This window comes from Chlorobium sp. (assembly GCF_021740465.1).
In the GTDB taxonomy this organism is placed as follows: domain Bacteria; phylum Bacteroidota; class Chlorobiia; order Chlorobiales; family Chlorobiaceae; genus Chlorobium.
The window spans coordinates 79,431-103,292 of record NZ_JAIOZR010000001.1; the positions used below are offsets into that span (position 1 = coordinate 79,431).

General features: G+C 52.4%; 17 protein-coding genes. All 17 read right to left on the bottom strand.

The genetic code is table 11. The features are described 5' to 3' along the window. Window positions 1-22: 22 nt before the first annotated feature. The 17 genes from K9G39_RS00415 to K9G39_RS00495 all read right to left on the bottom strand — a co-directional run bounded on the left by K9G39_RS00415 (window position 23) and on the right by K9G39_RS00495 (window position 23,792). The gene (locus K9G39_RS00415; protein WP_292002945.1) at window positions 23-1,513 is read right to left on the bottom strand and encodes an MBOAT family O-acyltransferase; all 1,491 of its coding nucleotides are present in this window, start codon (window positions 1,511-1,513) and stop codon (window positions 23-25) included. Continuing rightward, window positions 1,510-2,874: a hypothetical protein gene (locus tag K9G39_RS00420; protein ID WP_292002946.1), complete on the bottom strand. Its 1,365-nt coding sequence runs from the start codon at window positions 2,872-2,874 to the stop codon at window positions 1,510-1,512. Before K9G39_RS00420 ends, K9G39_RS00415 begins: the two co-directional genes overlap by 4 nt. A gap of 13 nt (window positions 2,875-2,887) precedes the next feature. Next, window positions 2,888-3,430, bottom strand: coding sequence for a glucosaminidase domain-containing protein (locus tag K9G39_RS00425; protein ID WP_292002947.1), 543 nt, complete (start codon window positions 3,428-3,430; stop codon window positions 2,888-2,890). A gap of 609 nt (window positions 3,431-4,039) precedes the next feature. Then, entirely contained in the window at window positions 4,040-5,524 is a 1,485-nt protein-coding gene (locus K9G39_RS00430) for an amino acid permease (protein WP_292002948.1), read from the bottom strand. A 153-nt stretch (window positions 5,525-5,677) separates the two neighbouring features. Further along, window positions 5,678-8,335: a cation-translocating P-type ATPase gene (locus K9G39_RS00435; RefSeq protein WP_292002949.1), complete on the bottom strand. Its 2,658-nt coding sequence runs from the start codon at window positions 8,333-8,335 to the stop codon at window positions 5,678-5,680. A gap of 60 nt (window positions 8,336-8,395) precedes the next feature. Beyond that, window positions 8,396-12,055 carry a DUF3683 domain-containing protein gene (locus K9G39_RS00440; protein ID WP_292002950.1) on the bottom strand — a complete coding sequence of 1,220 codons (3,660 nt, stop codon included), beginning with the start codon at window positions 12,053-12,055 and terminating at the stop codon, window positions 8,396-8,398. A 40-nt stretch (window positions 12,056-12,095) separates the two neighbouring features. Next, window positions 12,096-12,350 carry a hypothetical protein gene (locus tag K9G39_RS00445; RefSeq protein ID WP_292002951.1) on the bottom strand — a complete coding sequence of 85 codons (255 nt, stop codon included), beginning with the start codon at window positions 12,348-12,350 and terminating at the stop codon, window positions 12,096-12,098. Then, the gene (locus K9G39_RS00450) at window positions 12,331-13,566 is read right to left on the bottom strand and encodes a hypothetical protein (RefSeq protein WP_292002952.1); all 1,236 of its coding nucleotides are present in this window, start codon (window positions 13,564-13,566) and stop codon (window positions 12,331-12,333) included. The genes K9G39_RS00445 and K9G39_RS00450 overlap by 20 nt, the downstream gene beginning before the upstream one ends. A 69-nt stretch (window positions 13,567-13,635) precedes the next feature. After that, entirely contained in the window at window positions 13,636-13,899 is a 264-nt protein-coding gene (locus tag K9G39_RS00455) for a Nif11-like leader peptide family natural product precursor (RefSeq protein ID WP_292002953.1), read from the bottom strand. Window positions 13,900-14,000: 101 nt separating this feature from the next. Continuing rightward, window positions 14,001-14,759 carry an SDR family NAD(P)-dependent oxidoreductase gene (locus tag K9G39_RS00460; RefSeq protein WP_292002954.1) on the bottom strand — a complete coding sequence of 253 codons (759 nt, stop codon included), beginning with the start codon at window positions 14,757-14,759 and terminating at the stop codon, window positions 14,001-14,003. A gap of 19 nt (window positions 14,760-14,778) precedes the next feature. Next, complete coding sequence (locus K9G39_RS00465) at window positions 14,779-15,618, bottom strand: glycosyltransferase family A protein (protein ID WP_292003063.1); 840 nt, start codon at window positions 15,616-15,618, stop codon at window positions 14,779-14,781. Between the two features lie 39 nt (window positions 15,619-15,657). After that, window positions 15,658-16,896: a pentapeptide repeat-containing protein gene (locus K9G39_RS00470; protein ID WP_292002955.1), complete on the bottom strand. Its 1,239-nt coding sequence runs from the start codon at window positions 16,894-16,896 to the stop codon at window positions 15,658-15,660. Next, window positions 16,886-18,196, bottom strand: a complete 1,311-nt coding sequence (locus tag K9G39_RS00475) for a hypothetical protein (protein WP_292002956.1) — start codon at window positions 18,194-18,196, stop codon at window positions 16,886-16,888. Before K9G39_RS00475 ends, K9G39_RS00470 begins: the two co-directional genes overlap by 11 nt. Before the next feature lie 16 nt (window positions 18,197-18,212). Further along, complete coding sequence (locus K9G39_RS00480; RefSeq protein ID WP_292002957.1) at window positions 18,213-18,605, bottom strand: DoxX-like family protein; 393 nt, start codon at window positions 18,603-18,605, stop codon at window positions 18,213-18,215. A gap of 125 nt (window positions 18,606-18,730) precedes the next feature. Beyond that, window positions 18,731-21,856: an efflux RND transporter permease subunit gene (locus K9G39_RS00485; protein ID WP_292002958.1), complete on the bottom strand. Its 3,126-nt coding sequence runs from the start codon at window positions 21,854-21,856 to the stop codon at window positions 18,731-18,733. Next, on the bottom strand, window positions 21,853-22,929 hold the full coding sequence (locus K9G39_RS00490; protein WP_292002959.1) for an efflux RND transporter periplasmic adaptor subunit: 1,077 nt from the start codon (window positions 22,927-22,929) through the stop codon (window positions 21,853-21,855). Before K9G39_RS00490 ends, K9G39_RS00485 begins: the two co-directional genes overlap by 4 nt. 131 nt (window positions 22,930-23,060) lie before the next feature. Next, complete coding sequence (locus tag K9G39_RS00495; RefSeq protein ID WP_292002960.1) at window positions 23,061-23,792, bottom strand: PhoU domain-containing protein; 732 nt, start codon at window positions 23,790-23,792, stop codon at window positions 23,061-23,063. Window positions 23,793-23,862 lie beyond the last annotated feature (70 nt).

Here is a 23,862-nt window from a genome sequence, read left to right on the forward strand (position 1 = left end):
ACATCAAGAAGGAGTATATAAATCAGAACTGAAGATATATAGGCATTATGGGCTCTGTTGTTTTATAATAGGCATATACAGAAACAAACATCAGAAATACTGTAACTCCGACAAGAACAGGCATGGACTCCAATCTGCTTTTCACAACATCCTTCACATTAGCAGGAAGCATATGAAGAAAAAAGCCCAGCGAAATCATTGCAAGCACTTGATAATAGTTCAAAAAAAATGGCATAATACCATCAAATGAAAAATTGTATACTATTTGATTAAGCATCCTGAATGCAATATCAAAACTGGAAGCCTTGAAAAATATCCATCCAAAACATACAAAATGAAAAGTCAATAACACAGAAATGAGTCGAGTAACAGACGGCAACGGAAATGAGAATGAATGGTTTGCCTTGAAACCTGACCAGATTTTATTGAATGCAAGACCAAAGCCATGGAGGGCTCCCCATAGGATAAAATTCAGGCTCGCACCATGCCAAAAACCTCCCAGAAGCATGGTTACAATGAGATTTGCATGTGTCCTGACTTTTCCATATCGATTACCACCAAGTGGGATATAAAGATAATCCCTTAGCCAACTCGATAGAGATATATGCCATCTTCTCCAGAAATCAGTAATTGAAACACTTGCATATGGGGATTGAAAGTTTGGAGGTATCGTTATCCCGAGCCACTTTGCAATACCTATGGCCACATCGCTGTATCCACTAAAATCACAATAGATAACCATTGCATAACCATATACAGCAATAAGACACTCTAATCCCGTATGCAGCGATGGGTCACCAAAAACATAATCAACAAAATTGACAGATATATAATCAGATATTACAACTTTTTTAAACAGCCCCGATATTATAAGATATAATCCTTCTGCATAGTCATCCTTTCCAACATAATAAGGACGCTTCAACTGCGGAATAAAATCACTCGCCCTGACAATCGGACCCATAACGAGTTTCGGGAAAAAAGAAAGAAAAAGCAGGTAATTTAAAAAATTATTTTCCGGCTCAATTTTTCCCTGATAAACATCTATTGTATAACTTAAATTTTCAAATGTATAAAATGAAATAGCAATCGGAAGAACAATATTTAATGGATGAATATTACTACCAAAAAAATCATTACTTATTGAAATAAAAAAATTCGTGTATTTAAAATAAAAAAGCAGCCCAAGATTGATTACAATACTCAGTATCAGCAACAATCTCTTTACCAATGTCCTGTTTTGCCTATATATAAAATTTGATAGCACATAATCCACAACAGCTGAAACAATCACAAGAAGCACAAATGATCCACTCGCCTTATAAAAAAAGTAAAGAGAAAATACAGATAAAATAACAGCACGAGCAATATAATATTCCCTGAACAGATAGTAAAGAAGTATGAAAACAAAAAAGAAGTAAACAAAAAAACCATTGTTAAACAGAAGTGGATTCTGTGGATCGTAAAGCAACTGCCTAAGCAAGGCATCAAAATCAATAATATGACTTATCATTGATAGCTATTTTCTCGACACACAAATTTGGTGTAGTCATTTTTAAAGGCATTATAAAAAAATCTCCCAAGTATTTCTGCGCCACGTGGGGACATATGGATATAATCCTTTGCTGCAAGACGCTCGGGGTTCTCGACCCAGCTGACAATGGTCCCACTGCCTCCCATTGTCTGATAAAGGTTAAAAAAAGGAATGCCGTTTTCGAAAGCAAGTTTTGCCTGTATTGCAACCAGCGAATCAATACCGATAGCAGAACTCCATTTTGATCCATAGCGGAATGCCCTGTCCGAACTACTTACCACCATAAACTCAGCATTGGGCATATACTGCTTCATTTTTTTTATTACCGGGTCCATACCCTTGTAATAATAGTCATAGTTTGTGTCTCGCGACCTGAACATAAGATTCACCCCATACTGCAACACAATCAAATCATATTGCCCTCTACTTGAAATATCCTCAAGAAAAGAACCGTCAATTCTGCCGAGCTCGAACCCGCTGATTCCCCTGAAGGACAAATTATCGATGATAACTCCGTATTCCGGTTCAATACTCACACCATACAAAGGAATACCATCACATTGTAATGATACCCGTACTTTTGTTGCCATCGATTTTTCCAGCAATATCCTGTTAAACAGATTAGGTGTTGAGATAGTAAGCCGTTCTCCATTGACAACAACTGCACCCTCCTTTGATGCAGGACCGCATACAAGCCACTTTTCAAGAATCTGTGTTGTATCCTTTATCGTATTGTCTTTGAGAAGAAGATGCCCACCTCTTGAGTAAAATGTGTGTCCCGAAAGGAACTGAAGCTCCTTGTTCTTTCCGTTTCTGAAATTATCGTCCTTCCATGCACCGTTTGTTACCGCCGTAACACTGGTTCTGAAACCTGCTGTTATTGACTTGATAGGAACAAAACCAACTCCCCGATTTCCACAAAAATCATCCTGAAGAAGATCCCGAACTGTCTGTGTTATCAGATCACCTTCAATCAATGAATCCCCAAGCCAGGCTATGCGCAGTTTAACCTTTTCACCCCTCATCAAGGCATTCAGCTTATACATTGTTCTCGGCAAAACCGCACTGCTGGTATCTGTCCGGAAATTGACAATCACACCCGGTATTTGATATTGTCCGAAATCGACACTATCAATATCAGCTGCATCCTGAGCATCTGCAGGCTTATTTTCTTTTAAATTATACTGCTTTTCAGGCTGGCGCCTTATATCAGAAAGAATGTCAATATTAAGAACCTGCTTCCAGTATTGTGACACATAATCACTAAAACAGGACAGAAGAAAAAGAAACAAAAAAGATATTACTGTAAAATGGAGGACTTTATGGTTATGATTCTCCATCAAAAAAACAGATTTATAAAATATTTATATCATCAATTACACCCAAAACCCTTTTTTCCCAGACTAACGGCATTTCAGAATATCCCGTCCGGCTTATTGCTCGTACCCATAACTCATGATCCCGGATATTCTTCATTCCAGAATAAAACTCTTTTTTTCTGAGCAAACGGCAAAAATGATCATATGATTCTTTAGCATCTCCATATTGACGATATCTTGTTTTACGCTTGAGGCTATTTTTCCCGACAATACCGAAATGATTATTCAGCTCCTTTGCAGTCCTGCTCTGACCGGAACCAGACTCAACAATAGCTATACCAAGAATAACCTTATAAGGTATGGAGTATTCATCTGATTTCGAAATAGCTATATCCTTATAATTCTGTATGTAGGTTTGCGAAGACCTGTCCGCGGCTATAGCGACAGGCAAGAAAAAAGCAGTAAAAAGCAAATATATTACCTGCAGAAATACAATTTTCAAAACACACTTGCTACCAAAATCAGTGCCGGTCTGTCTTGATATTTTTATTTTCCACTTCTTCTGAGATCTGATCATATTTACGTAACAATAGTGCCTGTCAATTCCTGAATCACTGGAAAACAACAGGGTTTTTCATGCCAAAAACAAACAATGTTCTATCAGTGTGAAGCGAAATTTTTTTTAACCTGTCAAGCATTTCCCATCATCTGCGAGCGATGATCACTCTCCCGAGAGGAGTGCGGGCATCACGGAATGAATACCCATTTCTTGCTGTCATTATCAAAAAAATGAGAAGAAAATACCGTGAGGAATCCGAGGCCCTGATAGCACCTGAAGCCTTGACGAGTGGCAGTCCGTAACCGGCCCAGCCAGGAAAAACGAACTGCATGCGCAACTGTTTGCGTCCAGGAGACGGGAATCCCCCTGTCAAGCAGCCATGTGTTCAAGCATGCAGAAAAACAGGAACAGCTAAAGAGCCCACAGGAAAACCTGCTGACATGTCGGAACACCGACCAGGTTCATAAAGCGGCCTGATCAACACCGTGAATGATCAATAAAATCGCTTACATCCGAATTGAAATATAATCTTTTCAACGGATCTTTCACCATTATTGCCTTTTTTACACACCTTTCTACATGCCTGGTTTGTTTTGATTCGAACAGCTCCATCATTGCAAACACAGTTCATTTCTTTCCGCACAGCACACTATGGCGCCTTCCGTAGATGAAATATATGGCGATGCCGATGATCAGCCAAACCAGAAGTCTGATCCAGTTTTCAGCTGGCAAAGAGAACATGAGCAGGAGACAGGTAAGAATTCCGGCAACCGGCACGAAAGGCACAAAGGGCACCTTGAAAGGGCGTTCGGCTTCGGGGTGCTTGCGGCGCATGATGAGCACAGCCGTACAGACCACGACAAAAGCGAAAAGCGTACCGATATTGACCAGCTCGGCAAGCAACCGGAGCGGCAGTAGCCCGCCCATAATTGCCACGAAAATACCGGTGAGAATAGTGGATTTCCAGGGGGTTCTGAACTTTTCGTGAATGGCCCCGAAAATGCTTTTAGGCAGCAGTCCGTCACGCGCCATGGCAAGGAAGATACGCGGCTGGCTTAGCATCATGACGAGTAGCACGGATGTGATGCCTGCTATCGCTCCCAGTGAAATGATAAAATGCGCCCATCCGAGACCCACCCGGCTGAAAGCGTGCGATACCGGCGCATCGATGTTGATCTCGTTATAGGGCACCATACCAGTGATGACCGCGGCGACGGCAATGTAAAGTACGGTACAAACAATGAGCGAAGATATGATACCAATGGGAATGTCTTTCTGGGGATTCCGCGCCTCTTCTGCATGAGTGGAGATGGAGTCAAAGCCGATATAGGCGAAAAAAATCATGGCCGCCCCTGCCAGCACGCCTACAGGCGCCCCTCCAATACCGGGCTCTCCAAGTACGAGATGGCCGAAAACACTAAGGCCTGAGAATCCAAAGGGGGCGAAAGGCTGCCAGTTTTCCGGATTGACATATTGCGAGCCCAGTACGATGACAAGCAGAACGATGGCGACCTTTACAATTACCATGGCTGTATTGAACCCGGAGCTCTCCCTGATACCCTTGACAAGAATCACCGTGATGATCGCGGTAATGAGCACTGCGGGCAGGTCGAAAAGCGAGCCGGTGAGGGCAAGCATGCCTGTTTCAGGATCAAAATCGAGCGGTGCACGGGAAAACAGCGCTGGCACCCCGAGCCCGAATATGCTTATGAAGTCCTGAAAATAGTGGGACCATCCGTGCGCAACCGTAGCCGAGGCGACGGCATACTCAAGAATGAGATCCCAGCCGATAATCCAGGCGAAAAGTTCCCCGAGAGTAGCGTAGGCATAGGTGTAGGCAGAACCGGCAACCGGCACCATGGAGGCGAATTCGGCATAGCAGAGCGCCGCGAAAATACAGGCGAGTCCAGCCACGGCGAAAGAAAGCGTGACAGCAGGGCCTGCCTTGTCGTGGGCGGCGACGCCGATCAGCACGAAGATGCCGGTACCGATGATGGCTCCTACGCCGAGACTTGTGAGGGCCACGGGACCGAGAATGCGGTTCAGACGGTGTTCGCCGTTCATCTCTTCGAGCAGCAGCGCAAGAGGTTTTTTCCTGAAACTGTTCTTCAAAGGTGTAATCCGATTTTGTTGATGGTCTAAAAGATGGGATATAAGCCTTAATTAACGCATTTTCGGGGTTTCAGCCTAAAAAAGTGCAAGAGAAAACGAACAGCGTACCACCGAAGGCCACTGATACTTGGCACATCTGTTACTTGTCCTTTCCTAAACCACCCCTTTGCGGATCAGCAGTTTCACAAGCTCGATGACCGGAACGATGGTGAGCGACGAAAGCAGCACGATAAGCCAGTCCTCTGGCGTAAGACAGAAGGTGCTGAAGGGTATCCGCAGAAAAGGAACCGCGATGATGAGAGCCAGCAGAATGAGCTCCCACAGGATGGCGAGGTTCAGCCATCGGTTGGCCAGCGGCCTGAAATAGAGCGGACGGGTTTCGGAGCGGAAGTTGTAAGCCTTGAAAAACTGGATCAGCACCAGGGAAACGAAGGTCATGGTCATCGCCTCGCGTAAGGGGCGCCCGGAGTGAAGAGCCCAATTGAATAGCGACATGTTCACCACGGTGGACCAAATGCCTCCGGCAAGCATGAGCGCAAGCACGGAACGGGTGAAAATGCCCTGACGGGGATCGTTCGGGCGGCGTTTCATGATATCCTTCTCGGGCGGATCGACGGCCAGCGCAAGTGCGGGAAGGCCGTCGGTGGCGAGATTGACGTAAAGAATCTGTACGGCGGTGAGCGGTAGCGGCAGACCGAACAGCGAGGCGCCTGCCATGAGGCCCAGCTCTCCGATGTTTGACGAGAGCAGATAGGTCAGGTATTTCTTGATATTGTCGTATATTCCTCTCCCCTCTTCGACCGCCGCGACAATCGAGGCAAAGTTGTCGTCGGTCAGCATCATGGCCGAGGCCTCCTTGGAAACATCGGTGCCGGTAATACCCATGGAAATACCGATGTCGGCTTTTTTGAGCGCAGGAGCATCGTTGACCCCGTCGCCGGTCATGGCAACGATCTCGCCGTTTTTCTGCAGGGCATCGACAATACGAAGCTTGTGTTCGGGGGCTACGCGGGCGAACACGCTGATTCCTCCAACCGATCGGCGTAACTCCTCGTCACTCATCTCCTGCAGTGCGGTTCCTGCCACCACCCTGCCGTCGCGAAGAATACCAAGTTCGCGGGCAATGGCTTCAGCGGTCACCGGGTGGTCACCGGTAATCATAACCGGGCGGATGCCTGCCTCGATACAGCGCTGCACGGCCTCTGCGGCTTCGGGCCTCGGAGGATCGATCATTCCGGCGAATCCGAGAAAATTCATGCCGACGGAAGCCGTACCGATCTCCGCACCGGGGTTTTCGGCGATGGCGAGCACCCGGAGGGCTTTTCGGCCCATGGCTTCAGCTTCGGCGTGCAGCCGCTCTTTCATGGAGGAATCCAGAAAAGCTACGCCTACAGGCGTCACCACCGTCGCACAGTCCTGAAGAATCACTTCCGGAGCGCCCTTGATGAAGGCGTTAGGAACCCCGCCTTCGTCATGCAGGGTGATCATGCGCTTCGTTTCGGAGGAGAAGGGTAACTCGTCGAGGCGGGGAAAACGTTCCTGCAGTTCCGGAATGTCGAGCCCGGCTTTCACGGCTGCAACAAGGAGCGCCCCCTCGGTGGGGTCGCCCTTGATATCCCACTCCCCCTCTTCGTTTTTCAGCAATCGGGCGTCGCTGCAGAGTACGCCCGCCGTGAGAAAGCGAAGCAGGCTGCCGGGAAGGGGCCCGCCATCCGCAACCGAAAACCCACCTTCGGGAATATAGCCTGATCCGCCGACTTCGACCATGGTGCCGGAGGTGTAGAGGGCCCGGACGGTCATTTCATCGCGGGTAAGCGTGCCGGTTTTGTCGGAACAGATCACCGTGGTGCTGCCAAGCGTTTCGACGACGGGCAGCCTCCGCATGAGGGCGTTGCGCTTTACCATGCGCTGTACGCCGAGCGCCAGCGAGATGGTGACAACGGCAGGAAGCGCTTCGGGCACTACTGCTACGGCCAGTGCTATGCCGAAAATGAGCATATCGATAAATGACTGACCGCGAAACAGGCCAAGAGCCACGATCACCAGCACGATGACCAGCGCGGCACGGGCAAGAGCGGCGCCTACCTTGTCGAGATTTTTCTGCAACGGGGTTTTTTCTGTTTCAACCTGCTGGAGCAGGGCTGCTATCCTGCCGAACTCGGTCTGCATTCCGGTAGCCACCACCACCGCCGACCCGCGGCCATAGCTCACCGAGGTTCCGGCGAACACCATGTTCCTGCGGTCCCCGGCTCCGGCATTTCCTGCCAAAAGCGCACTGGCGTCTTTCTCGGACGGCAGGGATTCGCCGGTCAGGGATGCCTCCTCGACCTGCAGGTTGACCGACACAACCAGCCGGGCATCGGCGGGTATGCGGTCTCCTGCGGCGAGCATCACCATATCGCCAGGCACAACCTCTGAGGCCGGAACGAGCTGCTCCCTGCCGTCACGGATCACTCGTGCCTGGGGAGCCGCCATGCTCCGAAGCGCGTCGATGGCTTTTTCCGCCCTGAACTCCTGAATGAAGCCGAGCAGGACGGCGAAGAGTACGATCACGGCAATCGCGGCGGCTTCCAGGCCGTGGCCGAGAAAAGCCGACAGCACGGTGGCCAGGAGCAGAGTTATGATCAGGACGTTTTTGAACTGGTCGAAGAGCAGCTTCCAGGGGCTGACGCCCTTCCTCGACTGCAGGATGTTGGGGCCGTACTCCCGAAGGCGGCGATCCGCCTCTTCGGAACCGAGTCCGGACGGAGTCACGCCGAGGCGAACGAGCACGGCCTCTGAAGTCAGGGTATGCCAGAGTTCAATAGTCATATGTTACCCCCGTTGCAGGTTGCTCAAGGTAACCGGCCTGCTATTCCCCCTTTCAGGAAATCAGAAGCTGACTGCCGACGCCCGGTTTACCTGGACGTACAGTTTTTCAAGCCACTCCGGGCCGGAGTGCTTTTCGGCAAGCACCACCACAAGATGTTTCGGCACGATGCCGAGATCGAGATTTCTGCCGAGTCCCTGTACACACGATGGACAGTTGGTCAGCATCACGTTCTCCCCCGATCCGTTCATGGCTTCCCGAATAGCGTCGCGCTTGCGGTGAAGCATGGCATCGGTAATGTCCGGCCTTGAAAGCGCGAGAGTTCCTGCCTCGGAACAGCAGTGAGCGACAGCCTTCACAGATTCGAACCCTCCGAGCTTTCCGATGGTATCGAGCGCCTTGCCTCCCAGCGAATCGTGACAGGGAGCGTGATAGAGATACCTGCCACCCGGTTCCTGCAGCCTGAACCCTTTCTCGAGAGCGTAGGCAGCGGTATCGATGATCCTTCCCCCGAAAAGCTTTCCTGTTTCAATGGCGTCGAGTCCTTCAAGGCAGGTGCCGCAGGTCACCACGCAGGCGTCGAAATCCAGATAGGAGAACATTTCGCGAATCTGGCTGAAAAGCACGGTATTACGCAGAACGATGCTCGAATACTGATCGCTCTTGGCATTGACATGCGCCGGAAAACCGCAGCAGAGAAAAGGTGGCGGGAGAATTACCCGTGTGCCGGTTTCAATCAGCAGATGAAGCGCGGCCATGGCGATGGTCGAGTTGAGGCGTTCCGAACCGCATCCCGGAAAATAAAAAACCGTGCTGTTGATTACGCCCGAAGGTTCGAAAACCAGCACCTGGTCCTGTCCGCACTCGGGAAGAACGTCACGAAGGGTTTTCCGTGGCACCGGCGGCACCGATGAGCGCAACATCCTGAGCGGATAGAGTGCCGGAGGATCGTCTTCGGGCTGCAGCGGTGCGGTAATGCGGCTGCCGGCCCGCTGTACCGCTCCGCCGAAACGAAGCACCGTATTGCGAAAAACGCTGTTGAAAAGCGTCGAGCGACTGTCGAGATAGTGCAGGGTCATCTCGGTTACCGGCGAGGAGTGCTTGAACCCCCTTCCGGCAAGCAGTTCGCGCTCGAGTACGGAAACTTCTCCGGTATCGATATCGACCGGACAGGGTTTCAGGCATTTATGGCAGATAGTACAATGATCGGCAACCTCGTCGAGCCACTGGAGCAGTTCGAAATCGGTGGAACGCTCCCGCTGGGCATCGAAGAGCAGTGCCTCGATTAGCGAGCCGATAGCAAGATTCTTGTTGCGGGGATGGTAGAACATGCCCCGGGCCGGGTAGTAGACGCAGCAGTCAGTTTTGCACTTTCCACACCGGATGCAGTAATCGACTTTTTTGGAAAGCTCCTCGATCTTGGCACGTTTGAGAATATGCGCTTCCAGCTCGAGCAGATTGAAGGATGGCGTGAAGATATGGCCGAGCACCTCCATATCCTCGAGCTTTCCCGGATTCATGAGCCCCCTGGGATCGATTTTCCGGCGGTATCGAACAAGTTCGTCAACAATGGCGGCATCCAGATATTTCAGCTTGGTGACACCGATGCCGTGCTCGCCCGAAACTACGCCACCGAGAAAGACAACCTTTTCCATCACCTGATCGACCACCTTGTCGGCCCTATCGAGCATCACCCGGTCGTTGGAGAGCACGGGTATATTCACATGCACGTTGCCGTCGCCGGCATGCATGTGGGTGGCGATGGCAATCCTGCTGTTCCGGATATAGTGGTTGGCCTGCTCCACCGCGCCCTGGATTTTCGGGTAACCCTGCAGAAGCTCGGAAAGCTCCCCGGAAAGTTCATGCAGAATCGCCAGGGAACGCAGCGATTCGTCCGACGCATCAAGCACCCTCCTGCGGAACTCGCCGCAGAGCTCCAGACCAGTGGGCACTTTGGAGGCGAACTGCCCGCCGTCTTCGTTCACTCTGGCGGTTTGCAGGATCTCCGAGGCCCGCTCGATGAAACGGAGCTGCGAGTAGCGCTCTTCGGCGGTATTGAGATGGTCGATGAAGCGCGCGAATTCGGCAAGCGCCTCAAGAGGAATGACGATATCCTCGTTCAGTTTGAAAGCGTTGGTACGTCGGGCGATGGCGCTGAGCTTCTTGCGGTCGGCCCAGAAGCGCACCGACTCGGCATTGTCGCGGGCCAGGAACATGAGGGTGTTCGGGTGGTGTTCGAGCAGGGCCCCTACCCGGTCAATGCCCCGCTGTACTTCAGAGGGAGTGCGGGCGGCAATGTCAATCAGGAGCACGGCCTTAGGAGTCTGGGGACGCGGAGCCTTCACCTTGTAATCGATAGCCCTCACGTATTCGTCGTCGAAGTGTTCAAGCGCGAGCAGCGCCTCTTCGTCGTTGAACGGCAGAGGGAAAATCTTCGACAGCTCCACAATCACCCTGCTGGCTTCGTCCATATCCTGGCCGAAAAACTCCAGGCAGAGCGTCCTCTTTTCGGGATACTGCCTGTAGAGCACAAACACTGCGGAGGTGATCACCCCGTCGGTTCCCTCCTTCTGCAATCCCGGAACTCCGCCGAGAGCCTTGTTGGTAATGTCCTTCCAGAGCCCTTTTTTCCGGATATCGGTTCCGCGAAGCTCAATCCTCTCAAGCCTTTTTCCGCTTTCATCGAGCACTTCGAAAGAGAGCGTGTCCTCATGCAGGATTTTACGCAGTTGGTGATCGGTCCGCCTGATTGTCCAGCGCTCTCCCGAAGGCATTGCCATGCGCCATTCGAGAAGGTTGTCGATGCAGGTACCCCAGCGCACGGCCATCTTGCCGCCGGCATTCTCGGCGATGTTGCCACCCACCGTACACGACCATTCGCTGGTCGGATCGGTCGCGAAAACCAGCCCTTGTTCTTCGGCTTCGTGCATGGCCTTTTCGGTAACGACGCCTGCCTCGAGCTCTATGACCGGAGCCTGACGCACGGAGCCGTCGTCCAGACGGAAATCGCGCATGGATATGCCCCGGCTCCGATTCAGCTTCTCCATATTTATGATGACACAGCGCGAACGGAGCGGAACCGCGCCGCCGGTGAGCCCGGTACCCGCACCGCGGGGAATGATCTTGAGCCCGAGATTGGCGATGGCCGTAATGAGCGGAGCCACCTGCTGTTCCTCTGAGGGAGTCACGACGGCAACGGGAAGATGCAGTCGCCAGTCGGTAGCGTCGGTCGCATGGGCAGCAAGGGAGAAGGGATCGAACAGCACGTTTTTCACCCCAACCACAGCACCGAGCTCCCGCTTGAGCCTGCGGCGCAGTTCGGGAGTGTTCTCCACTGCCGTGCGGAAGCGGTCAAGCTGTTCACGTACGGCAGCAACCACGGTAATCACGCGAGTTTCGCCGTTTGCGGAGTTTGCGATGATATCGAGATCCTTTGCAGCACGTTCGAAGAGGCGCTGGCGGCGCTGCGGCGAATCCACCAGTTCCTGGAACAGGTAGGGATTGCGCCGGTGAATGAGAATTTCACCGATACTGCTCATGAGCAGGCGAGCCGAACGACCGGTAACCCTGTGTTCGCGAAGCTCGTCGAGCGTTCTTACAATATCGCGACCAAGCAGCGAGGCAATAGCCTGCCTGTCGTCAGCAGAAGTATAGTTGAATGGTATTTCCCTTGGAACAGCATGCGAAAGCTTTGCTGTTTCGGGGCCGGTAGTTAGCATCATGCTGATAAAACCTTTTCAAATCCTTGATCGTCGCCTCTCTTCACCCTGCAGAGGTTTTTTGACGACTGGAAAGTACAAATATTTTCAATTCCAACTCCAACCGGAAACCGGAAAGAGCTGCCAACGGATTGATTTGCAATCCGATAACCTTACAAACCTTTTTGAGCTGTTGAGAATTCCGCAAGAGGAAACCTGCCGGAGGCAAGAGAAGCGAAATCGATGCCGCGGCATCCTGCAGCTGAAAGTGCTGCGGGAAACCGCGGAGAATCATTTCGTTACCGGGCGAAATCGACATACTGCCCGTCGGCGAACGGAACCAGCCTGACGATACCATCGGGGCTTTCCCTGTTAAGCCACTGGATGAAATCACTCTGTTTCCATTCCTCAAACTTGCCCGGAAAAGCGCCTGCATCGGGATACATCCTTATGAATCGCTTGAACATTTCGATGGTAAACGCGGTTTCGGCTCCGTTGGGCTCATAGGTTTCCACACCGGGGCAGAGCGTGCACTTCGAGGGGTTGTCGGCCTGCTTGCACAGCTCGCTCTTTTCGGTGAGATAGCCGCAGTGGGCGCCTTTTTCGATACGGGCGACCGATGACCAGCTTTCGGGAGAAAAGAGCTGGGTGAACTGGGTTGCGGTGCCTGCGGTAGGCGACCAGGAGGGTGGATTGGAGCTCTCCAGAGTGGCGCAGTCGCACTGGCCAACCACCATCAGTTCCGGCATCCCGGTTCGGGAGAGGATTTTGCGGTACGGTTCCATGCCGGGTGCAATGAGCGGGATCTTCATATCCACCGGTGAGAGCTGCAAGAGGCCGACAGGGTTGGCCCTGTCTTCCGGTTTCCACTTTTCCATCCGTTCGGAATATGCGGGAAGGAACTCGCGGTCATAAATCACCGGATTGAAAGGACGGAAGTTTTTTCCGCCGAGTTTCCGCAGATTCTCGAAACCTGTCGCAGCGGCCTGGGCATGCGCTCCGCCGACGGAATGGCCGGCAAAAATGACATTGTTACCCTTCATGAAGCGGGTCCTGTTGAGAATCTCACGGTCATGAATACTGCGGGTACTGTTGTGCTCGTCTATTTTATAGAACTCGTCCGTAGCCCCGTATTTGATGAGATAGGAAGCAGCGGCGTATGCCTCCTGCCCCACTCTCGGGTTCCCTCCCAGATCGACCCACGGTATGAGAGCCGACTGCATGTGTGCGGCGGTAACGAACCCCATGGCCCAGTTCCTTTCAACGATAGCCTCGCTGTAGTTGTAATACGAAGAGGGATTGATGCCGAAAAGCGGGTTATCGTTCAGAAGCGCTCCGGCAACCTTCTTCGGATAGAAAAGAAGATCGTTGCCGATCAGAAAGCCGTGGCTGAACATAACAAGCCCGTTGGCGTCCCTGTTTTTCGGGTAGAACACTTCAATAACCAGTTCGACGAACTGCGGAACCAGCCAGTCGTACTGAACCCAGATGTGAACGCGGTCGAAACAGTAGTTGTTGATGCAGATCGGCTTCATGACAATGGTATTGAGGCGTTAATAGGGGTTAACAGGGAAAAAGGGAACCGGAACGCTGAAAGCCACCGTTCAATGCCAGAGACCCCCGCCGCAACGTCTGCCGCGCAGGGGCGTCCGGTCATTTTCAACATCACAGAACCATCCGGCAACATGGCCGAGAGCCCCGGGAGGCAGAACCGATTTTGCCGCTTCGAGTTCTTCTTCGGTAAAATCATAACCGGCAGCGCTGACCAGCTCGCGACGCTTTTCGGCAAGCTGCCGCACCAGATTGTCGCGAAAATCCTCCTCTTCGGTCAGCTGTACAAGAAATTGCCTTGCGGATTCTATTGACATGCCTCTGTCTCCTTTTAGGGTTTGGTAAAAACAAACAGTCGGGGTAAAGGGTACCGCCTGTTGTCAATATCGGCAAAACAGGGCAGTAATCATAACCACGCCTAAAGTCTCGCGCCCCCGGAAATCTCGAGAATCTGACCGGTTATGAAGGATGCGTCGTCCGAAGCGAGAAACAGCGCTGCTTTTGCAACATCTATAGGGCGGGCAACCCGTTTGAGAGGATAACGGGAAGCGCACTCCCTGGACAAGGCTTCCCAGCGTTCGGAACCGAGAGCTTTCCGGAATACGGGAACATCGACAAGAGCCGGAGCAAGGGCATTGACGGTGATATTGCTCTGGCCGAGCGACAGGGCAAGGGAACGGGTAAATGAGGCAATGCCACCCTTGGCCGCAGCATAGGAAAACTGCTGCTCGGCACCCCGGTAAACCAGAGAACTCATGTTGACGATCCGTCCGTACTTTCGGGGCTGCATGATTTTGACGGCCTCCCGGCAGGAGAGCATGCACGACCTGAGATTGAGCGAAAGGTTCCGGTCTATCGCCTCGCTGCTGATCGAGTCGGCCCCGGAAAAGGGATCGAGATCGCCCCCGGCGATGTTTACAAGAATATCGAGCCGGCCTTCCGTTTTGCGTATCGCCGCAAACAGGTCGACAATCTCTTCTTCACTGATCACATCCGCTCCGGCAGCCCATGCCTTGCCGTCATGCTCCCTGATCTCGCGGCATACGGTTTGGCAACCGTCGAGATCGATATCGCTCAGCACAAGAGTGGCGCCCTCTTCGGCAAAACAGAGCGCAACAGCGCTCCCGATGCCCCCTGCCGCTCCCGTGATGAGCGCCGTTTTACCCCTGAGCCTCATGATTGTGTTCTCCTCTGTGTCACTCGTGGTTGGCGAAGAGCTTGAAGCCCATGAGACTGGTCATGGACTGGACGGCACAGTTGATACGGCCGATAAACATATCCAGATCCGTTACTTCATGGCTTTTGTCGGAAGCTGCCTGTTCCATGAACTCGAGAAACTGGCTGTGGCGCAGCTCCCCTATTCTCGACGACCAGGAAAGGTTCGATATCCGGAAGGCGCAGAGTGGTTCATCGATCATGTAAAGATCGCCGTGCTTGAGCAGCTGCATCCAGAAATCAAGATCGATGGTATAGGGTACAACGGCGCTGTAGCCGCTTATTTTCCTGATAAGTTCAGCCGGATAGAGGCCACAGACCGGCTCTCCGATGATGTTGGTGCCCATACGGATCATCTTTCTGATCACATCGACCGGATCGATGCGGCCACCGGACATGAAGTTGACTTTTTTTATGAGCGGTTTGCCTTCGGGATCGATGATCGTTCGCTGGCAGCTGACAAGGCTGACCCCTGCATGCACAGGATTTTCAAGTACAGCGACCTGCTTTTCAAGGCATTCGGGAAAAAGGATATCGTCGCCGCATACCAGCTTGACATAACGGCCCCTGACGTCGCTGATCGAGCGGTTCCAGTTTTTCTCGGGCCCGAGATTTACCTGGCTCCGAAAAATCTTTATACGGGAATCGAAAAACGATGCGGCAATTTCCAGTGAATCGTCGGTTGAATGATCGTCATAAATCAAAAGTTCGAAATCGGTGAAAGACTGCCCGAGAATCGATCGGATGGTATCGCCGATAAAACGGGAGTTATTGTACATAGGTACAGCGACCGACACCACTGGCCGGTTATGGGAAAACATCATAATACCTCCATAAAAACAGCTCTTAAGCCATCAGGCTTACTCATGAATAAATACGGCATCATGCCGTCCGCACCACTCCCGATTGGCCTTTTTGCCGGTATCGAGGATGGTAGAACCGGAAACCTTCACGCCGTTAAGACGCGCCCGGCTGAGATTTGCCCGCCAGAGGTTCACACCGGAAAGATCGGCTCCGCCCAGATCGGCCTTTTCAAGATTCGCTTCACGCATATCGCACCCCGAGAGATCGGCGTTCCGAAGATCGGCATCGAAAAGATCGGTTTTCCTGAAACTTGCGCCCTGCAGCTTCGCATGGGCAAGATCGGCGTAACTGAGGTTTTTCTGATCGAACTTCGCTTCACGGAGATTTACCTCCATCGACCGGTCACGCTTGCGCATATCGTTCCAGGCGAATACCCCGGATTTCAGTTTTTTGTAGAGCACCTGATCATAGAGGACAGTGGCGCCGGAACCGGACATGCGCCACAGGTTCCCTTTCGATCCTGTTTTCCCGGACTCAGGATTTTTGTCCTTTCCTGATCCGGCAGGAAAAGCCTGGCGGGCATCAGCCCCTCCGGCAACAACCGGAGCGGGTTTGGGCGCATCGTCGATAAACTCCGCGCGATGCTCCGATGCCCATGCCTGAGAGGCATAGCTGCCGGAAGCCAGCACCGTGGAGGACGAAACCCTGATACCGCTGATGTCCGACCTGCTCATGTCGGCCCTCCAGAGGTAAGCCGCGCGGAGATCCGCACCGGTGAGCAGTGCGCCGGCAAGCCTCGCTTCACGAAAATTCGTCTCCTGAAGATCGGCGCCACTGAAATCGGCACCGGAGCAGTCTGCTTTTTTGAGTACCGCGGTCTGCATAAAGGCGCCTTTGAGCGACGCTACCTCAAGCACGGCGTCTTCAAGATCGGCATTAGGAAGCCTCGCTCCGTCCAGTGAAGCCCCGACCAGCATTGCCGAATGCAGCACGGCCGAGTCGAGTCGGGCATGATCGAGCCTGGCCTTGCTGAGATCGGCACTGGCGAGATCGGCGCCGGAAAGATCGGCCTTGCTCAAGTCCGCACCCCTCAGGTTCATGCCTTTGAGGCGGGCTCCGGAAAGATCGGCAACACGTCCCGAAAGCCCTGTCCTGTAACTGTTCCATGATTTCACTCCAGCTTTCAGCGCATGGAAATCGGCGGCATTGAATGCCGAAGCCGGAACGGACGAAAGCGGCACAAGAGTGCAGAAAAGAAGAAGCGGACGGATATGACGACGGGTATTACTTTGCATGTGTCTCAAGTGTTGTAAGGGTTTCACGGTAAAACTCCGTTTTGAGATTTTTCAGCAGGTAAGCCACACAGCACCCGAAAACCACTCCCGCACTTCCGAGCAGTATATCGTTGTCGAGAAAAAACCCGAGCAGCACCCCGGTCGACGAGAGTAGCATGAGCGAAAGCTGCCTGAATGCCTTTTTCATGGTTATGGTGTCGAGCAACGCCGACAAAGCCTGTTCGCTTCTGAGCTTCTCAAGCGAACCGGTTCTGAGGATCGAGGGAATGACGATGTAGATCATGCCGATAAAGGAAAAAGTGATCCATCCGAGCAGGGCCGCATGGGTATGCGAGTGATAGATCCACATTTTATCGATGCGGATAGGAGGATGATAACCGAAAGGAATCCCCTTGATGTAATAAATGTTCATGATGCCGAATGCACTGGTTGCGAAAAGCAGGGCCAGACCGCTCAGAAGAAAAGCAAGCGCCGGATGGTGAAAGCTTGCTTTGAAAAAGTTGTAGAGATAGAGGGCGAACCCCCCGAGCAATGCCATGACACCGAAAAGAAGAATGTGGCTGACCAGCATCATGCCGAAATAATGGCCGATGAGAATAACGATGAGAAAAATCAGGACGCCCCCGACGAAAATATAAAACCAGAGGCTGAAAAGGGTTTTGATCAGCTCTCTTTTCGATGAGTCTCTCCATGCATAGGTATAGAGAAATCCCATGACGCTGATGCTAAGGGGAAACGAGGAGCCGAGAAAATAGGATGACTGGGTGACGAAAAACGGAATGAGGCCGCTTTCGGGAAAGGCCTCTTTCAGGCCGAGGGTAAAGAGCCCGAGATTGGCATTGAGCAGAAAAAGCACATCGAAAATGTAGTAGCGCACGGAAACCTCTTTCCAGATTTTTCCGACGGAAAGCGTCGTGAATATCTCGCGAAGCGGGCCGGAAACGAGGATCATGAGGAAAAGCCCTGTTGCGGCTTTCAGCAGGGGCCATTCCATGAAAACGGCGACGGTAATGGCAACAAGCGCCAGCAGCACGGAAATGATATAACGCATCTGTTTCGCCGGATCGACGACCAGCTCGGGATAGATGGTGGCTGTCAGGTAGCGGTTGAAGAGCAGAATGGCGAGATTGCCGAAGCCGATGAAAAAGATGTACGGGTGGATGCGGTAAAGAAAGGGGTTTCCGGTGAAGGCCCCTGCTGCGCCGAGAAAAGCCGCAACGGCTATAACGGCTACCGAGACGGTAAAAAAACGCTTTACGACCCTTTCTAACGGGCTGTCGGATTGGTGGAGGTGGTCCATGAAGATCGGATTTTCGTCAGTTTTTCATTTTTTTCAACTCAGCGATCGCAACAAGCGAAAGCGCGATGAGCGAGACATTGAGCGTCAGAGGATTGAACGGCTCGGTAAAAAGCTGCGGCTCGAAGAGCAGCACAAAGATCAACAACGAAAAAAGTACGGCGATGTTGAGATGGAATATCCATATCCGCCGGGTCGCAAGCAGCAGGAAGCCGAAAACGATCTCTCCTGCGCCCATCCAGCTCACCGCCATGCATGCCCACTGGTATACAGGAATAACATGGCCGAGAAGATCGGTCTCTCCGTCGCTTCTGCACACAAGCTTGGGGACCGCCCCCTGGTAGATCCATGAAAACGCAAGGGCAAGCCGGCTGAAAAGCATTACGCTGCCCTGTTCCGCAAATAATTTCATACTTCGCAACGATAGTGAAAACGTAATCCTATACTGCAAGATAACAGTTCAGTCGTAAAGGAATCATATAACGGCGGTTAATAAAAAACATCAGATAAAGAGCATCCGTGCCTGGAGGCTTTTTTTCAGGATTCCGGCGAAGGACGCCATCGGTTCATGAACCTATCAAACCTGCTCCGAAGCCGGTCGAAACCGACATACACAACGGGTATGACCAGAAGAGTGAGAAACATGGAGCTTCCGAGACCACCGATCAAGGCAACGGCAAGCCCTGATTTCCACTCGGAGCCCGAGCTTCCCGAAAGCGCGATGGGCATGAGGCCGAATATCAGGGTAAAGGTGGTCATCAGAATGGGACGCAGACGTTCCCGACCGGCTTCAATGATGGCCGCATGCAGCTCCATGCCTTCACTGCGGAACTTTGTAATGAAATCCACCAGCAGAATGGCGTTCTTGCCGACAAGACCGACCAGCATGATAATACCGAGAATGGTAAAAATGCTGAGCGACTTGCCGAAGGCCACAAGCGCGAAAAGCGCGCCGATCACGGCAAGCGGAATGGAGAACATCACAACCATCGGCCAGATATAGGAGTCGTAAAGGGCGACCATGATGAGATAGACGAAAACAATGGCTACGAGAAACGCGACGAGAAGGGTGGAGAATGACTCCCCCTGGCGCTTCAGGTCGGACTCGTATGCATGGGAGACCGTCGCGGGCATGACGCCGTTTTTCTTCATGCCCGCGATGATGCGTTCGATATCCTGACCAATACTGCCCACCGGGCGGCCGATAACCTGGGCTTTTACCCAGACAGCATTGTTTCGGTCCTTCCGCTGGAGCCTGGTATAGCCGCGATCCTGCTCGAAAGTGACGAACTGGCCGAGACGTACCTGTTCCCCGCTCGGGGTACGGAAAGTTATCTGTTCGACGGTGCGGGTATCCCGCCGGAAATATTCGTCAAGCATGACCCGGATGTCGTACTCATTGTCACCCTCCCGGTAGGTTCCCGCATCGTCTCCCGCATAGGCGGTACGAAGCGCGGCGCCGACCTCCGCAATGGTAAGGCCGAACGAGGCCATTTTTTCCCGGTCTATCTTCGCCCGTATTTCGGGACTTCCGGCCGAAGCGGTAAGCTTGACATCCGCGCTCCCCGGTGTATTGCGGAGGCTGTCGCGAAGCGCTTCGGCGGCAAGGATGACCTCATTGCGGAAGGGTCCGCTTAAAACGACAATAACCGGCGTCTCGTTTGCCGTTCCGAATATGCCGATGGGGTTGATGCTTGCCTTCAGACCGGGAATATCCCGAAGGCTTATGCGGATATCCTGCATGAAGTCGTCGGTTGAACGGCTTCGCTCCTGCTTGGGAACAAGGGTGATATTGAGTTCGGAAACATTATCGGCACTCTGGTTGAAAAAGCCTTCGCTCGAGGCTCCGACATTGGCCAATATTTTTTCGACTTCGGGCATGCTGGATATCCTGCGTTCGATCTCCCTGGTCATGCGGTCGGTTTCGTCGAGTCGGGTACCCGCCTCATATTCCATTATCACGGAAAACTCTCCCCGATCGGAAACCTCGATGAACTCCCCGCCGATGAACCCGAACACCAGCAGACTGAACGAAAGCAGGAGCAGCACCGTCGAACCGGCAATGACTTTCCATCCGTTCCTGAGACTCCAGCGGAGCGAGGTTACGTACCACTCCCGAAGACGCTGAAAGTTATGTTCGAAGCCGATTGCGAAGCGGGAAAGTGCATTGACGGGCTGAAGCCGTTCAACCCGTGAAAACCTCGAGGCGAGAAGCGGTGTAACGGTAAAGGAGACGAAAAGGCTGACCATGGTGGAGAGCACCATGACAATGGCGAATTCGCGGAGAATGTTCCCGACGATGCCGCTGACCAGCGAGAGCGGAAGAAAGACCACTACATCGACAAGGGTGATCGAGAGCGCGGTAAATCCGATTTCATTCCTGCCACGGAGCGCCGCATTCCGGGGGGCTTCGCCCTCTTCAAGGTGCCGGTAGATGTTTTCGAGTACAACGATCGAGTCATCGACCAGAATACCCACAACCAAAGAGAGGGAGAGCAGCGTCATCAGGTTCAGGGAAAAATCGAACACATACATCCCGATGAAGGTGGTTACCAGGGAGGTCGGAATCGAGAGCATGACGATCAGGGAATTCCTCACGCTGTGCAAAAAGAGCAGCATGACCAGAGCGACAAGCAGTATGGCGATCACAAGATCATGCTGCACGGCGGTAACGGCTTCGACAGTAAAGGTCGAGGCGTCCTGGGCGATATTGAACCGGAGATTCCTGTTGCCATAAAGCGTTTCGAGCTCTTTCAGCTTCTGGCGAACCTGCCTGCTGACATCGACCGTATTGGCGTCGCTCTGCTTCATGATCATGATGCCGACGGCGCCTCTGCCGTTTACCCGCGTCATGGTGGTGATCTCCCTGAACGCATCGCTGACTTCGGCCACATCTTTCAGACGGATATCGCTGCCCGGCTCGGAAGAACGGATGACAAGGTTTTCCATCTCGCCGAGACCGTTGAATTTTCCGGCAAGACGCAGCGTGAACTGCCGGTCGGAAGCATCGATTTTTCCCGTGGGAAAATCGAGGTTCGCCCGGTCGATTGCATCGAGCACATCCGTTACCGTAAGATTGTATGCCTGAAGACGGCCAATATCGAGGTTCACCCTGATTTCGCGTTCCCGGCCGCCGGTCAGGTAGACCTGGCCTACACCCGAAATACTCGAAAGCTGCGGTTTGATGTCATCCTTGAGCAGCTGGTAGAAACGCGTGTCGGGAAGCGAGGATGTTGCGCCTATGCGCAGGACTGCCACCTCATCAAGTGCGAATTTGCTGATCACCGGCTCCCTGGCGTCGTCGGGCAGCTGTTCACGAATTTCATTGACTTTGCGCTGGGCATCCTGAAGTGCCTTGTCGATATCGGCATCGTTGGAAAATTCCACGGTAACGGCAGAAAGCCCTTCTGAAGATACCGACGAAACCGTCACGATTTTTTCAAGTGCCGAAACCGCCTCTTCAACCGGCTTGGTTACCGATGTTTCCACTTCACCGGGAGAAGCGCCGGGATACTGCACAGAAATGGAAACGACCGGCGGCGTCATTTTCGGGAGCAGTTCATACTGCAGCTGCCTGTAGCTGAAAAAACCCAGAATACCGAGTACGGAAAAAATAACGACAACGAGGCTCGGCCGCTTTATGGCAAGTTCGGTCAGGGTCATCGTGCGCTGTCCATGTTTTTCTGCGGGATGATGGTTACTTTCGTACCGTCGTGAAGTTCATTCTGCCCGCTCGTCACCACCTGTTCGCCCGCGGCCAGACCCCCGAGAATTTCAAGCTGCTCCTGGAACTCGCTGCCTGCAGTTACCTTTCGAAGACGGGCGACGCCGTTTCGCACCACATACACTTCAGGCTTCATAATACTTCCGGCAAGCGCTGTCCTGGGAACAACCAGAGCCTCACGACTCTCCTTTGCGGCAAGGATGACCCTGACAAACATTCCAGCCCTCAAAGGCGAGGTCTCAAAGTTCGGAAGTACGGCTTCGGCCTCGTAGGTTTTGTCACGGCCAGCCTTGCCACTTACCGAAGTAACCCTGCCCTGCAGTACCGGGGGGCCTGCACCGTCGCTACCCCGTATCTCGAGGGGGTACCCTGGAGCAATGCCCCGTACCTCTCTTTCGGAAAGAAAAAACCTGATGCGAACCTGCGACAGATCGACCAGATTGGCTACCTTCATGCCAGGCTGAACCATCTCGCCTTCATCGAGGATCTTCATGGTAACGGTTCCCGATACCGGTGCCTTGATACGTGTATCCCGGTATTTCCTGCGAGCCTCTATCAGATCGGCTTCCGCCTCTTCTCGTTTCAGCCGGATGACCTCAAGACCGGAAGGCGATACAGCGCCTTCACGAAACAGATTAAGATAACGGGTATGGTCGAGATCGGCTTTTTCGAACGCGGCATTCGCTTTTTTCAAAGCCGAATGCTGCAATTCGTCATCGACAACGAACAGCACCTCTCCCGAGGCTTTCCTGTCGCCGATTTCCGCCATGGCTTTTCTGACCAGACCGCCGGTTTCCGAAAAAACCTCGACATCCCTGAAGGCTTCCGCCGTACCGGTAAGTGCGAGCGAATCACGGACAACAGCCAGCCGTACCGGAACAACCGTTACCGGAACATCAAGCGAATAGGCCGAATCCTGCCGCAAAGGTTCGGAACGGTGCTGCTGCCACCAGAAAAGGCCCGATAGTGCAGCAATGACAAGAATGACTATCGCGAGTTTTTTCTGTTTCATCGTATATCCTGATCGTAAAAAAGGGGAACTGTACCGCTTCCCTCTTCGCATAATCCCTGAAACGCAGAAGGCGGAACCCAAGCTCCGCCTTCTCTTTGCAATAACATCGGTTCGAAAAGCATCGGGCTCCGTCAGCAGAAGTGGCGCGATATGGAGCAGGAAATATCGGCGGAGGCCTTGACATGGTTGAGAATCGAGAGTATACCGGTCAGGTTTGTGATATTCTGATCATTAACCGAAGACTTGATCTTGACCAGCGCCTTATCGTACAGATCCTGTATTTCCTTCATCATGTCGAGTGTTTCGCTGGCATGTTTCGAGTTACCGCTTACAAAAGCCTCGACGGCTTTCTTGATCATTTCAGCGGTAATGTCGCCCATCGGTTTGAGGCCGTATTCGTCCTTGTGCAGCTCCTGAACGTTGGCAAACTGCACATGTGCAGCCTTTTCGGCAATATTTAGCGCAAACTGCGCGAGTCTTTCAAGCTCCTTCAGGATCATGCGGGCGTTATTGACTATCGCAATCTGCTCGTCATTGAGATTCTGGAACGATGCATAGGCAAGGGTAAGATACTCTACTTCGAACTTTCCTTTCTGAATATACTCCTCATCGAATTTGAAGGCCGATGCAGCAAGTTCAACATTTTTTTTGGTTGACGCGCGGATGCTGAGCATCAGGTTGTTTTCGACATTCGAGGAAAGCTTGGTAAGCTTCTGCTTGAGCGACTCAAGCTGAATATGAACCGGGCCGTCAGGTTTGGTCGAAAGATTGAACTTGGCCGGATCGATCTGGATAGTAAACGCTTTCGGAGTCTCGACAGATTTCGGTGTCTCTCCGAAAAACTTGCCTAAAAGATTTGCCATATGATTACACTACCATGCTTGCGTTAAAAAACCGGATGGAGAAAAAGTGCTTTCAATTTAGTTTCCCGCA

Excerpts from the sequence above, each read along its gene's own strand:
- K9G39_RS00415 (WP_292002945.1), bottom strand. The coding sequence starts at position 1,513 with ATGATAAGTCATATTATTGATTTTGATGCCTTGCTTAGGCAGTTGCTT.
- K9G39_RS00420 (WP_292002946.1), bottom strand. The coding sequence starts at position 2,874 with ATGGAGAATCATAACCATAAAGTCCTCCATTTTACAGTAATATCTTTT.
- K9G39_RS00425 (WP_292002947.1), bottom strand. The coding sequence starts at position 3,430 with ATGATCAGATCTCAGAAGAAGTGGAAAATAAAAATATCAAGACAGACC.
- K9G39_RS00435 (WP_292002949.1), bottom strand. The coding sequence starts at position 8,335 with ATGACTATTGAACTCTGGCATACCCTGACTTCAGAGGCCGTGCTCGTT.
- K9G39_RS00440 (WP_292002950.1), bottom strand. The coding sequence starts at position 12,055 with ATGATGCTAACTACCGGCCCCGAAACAGCAAAGCTTTCGCATGCTGTT.
- K9G39_RS00445 (WP_292002951.1), bottom strand. The coding sequence starts at position 12,350 with ATGTCGATTTCGCCCGGTAACGAAATGATTCTCCGCGGTTTCCCGCAG.
- K9G39_RS00450 (WP_292002952.1), bottom strand. The coding sequence starts at position 13,566 with ATGAAGCCGATCTGCATCAACAACTACTGTTTCGACCGCGTTCACATC.
- K9G39_RS00455 (WP_292002953.1), bottom strand. The coding sequence starts at position 13,899 with ATGTCAATAGAATCCGCAAGGCAATTTCTTGTACAGCTGACCGAAGAG.
- K9G39_RS00460 (WP_292002954.1), bottom strand. The coding sequence starts at position 14,759 with ATGAGGCTCAGGGGTAAAACGGCGCTCATCACGGGAGCGGCAGGGGGC.
- K9G39_RS00465 (WP_292003063.1), bottom strand. The coding sequence starts at position 15,618 with ATGTTTTCCCATAACCGGCCAGTGGTGTCGGTCGCTGTACCTATGTAC.
- K9G39_RS00470 (WP_292002955.1), bottom strand. The coding sequence starts at position 16,896 with ATGCAAAGTAATACCCGTCGTCATATCCGTCCGCTTCTTCTTTTCTGC.
- K9G39_RS00475 (WP_292002956.1), bottom strand. The coding sequence starts at position 18,196 with ATGGACCACCTCCACCAATCCGACAGCCCGTTAGAAAGGGTCGTAAAG.
- K9G39_RS00480 (WP_292002957.1), bottom strand. The coding sequence starts at position 18,605 with ATGAAATTATTTGCGGAACAGGGCAGCGTAATGCTTTTCAGCCGGCTT.
- K9G39_RS00485 (WP_292002958.1), bottom strand. The coding sequence starts at position 21,856 with ATGACCCTGACCGAACTTGCCATAAAGCGGCCGAGCCTCGTTGTCGTT.
- K9G39_RS00490 (WP_292002959.1), bottom strand. The coding sequence starts at position 22,929 with ATGAAACAGAAAAAACTCGCGATAGTCATTCTTGTCATTGCTGCACTA.
- K9G39_RS00495 (WP_292002960.1), bottom strand. The coding sequence starts at position 23,792 with ATGGCAAATCTTTTAGGCAAGTTTTTCGGAGAGACACCGAAATCTGTC.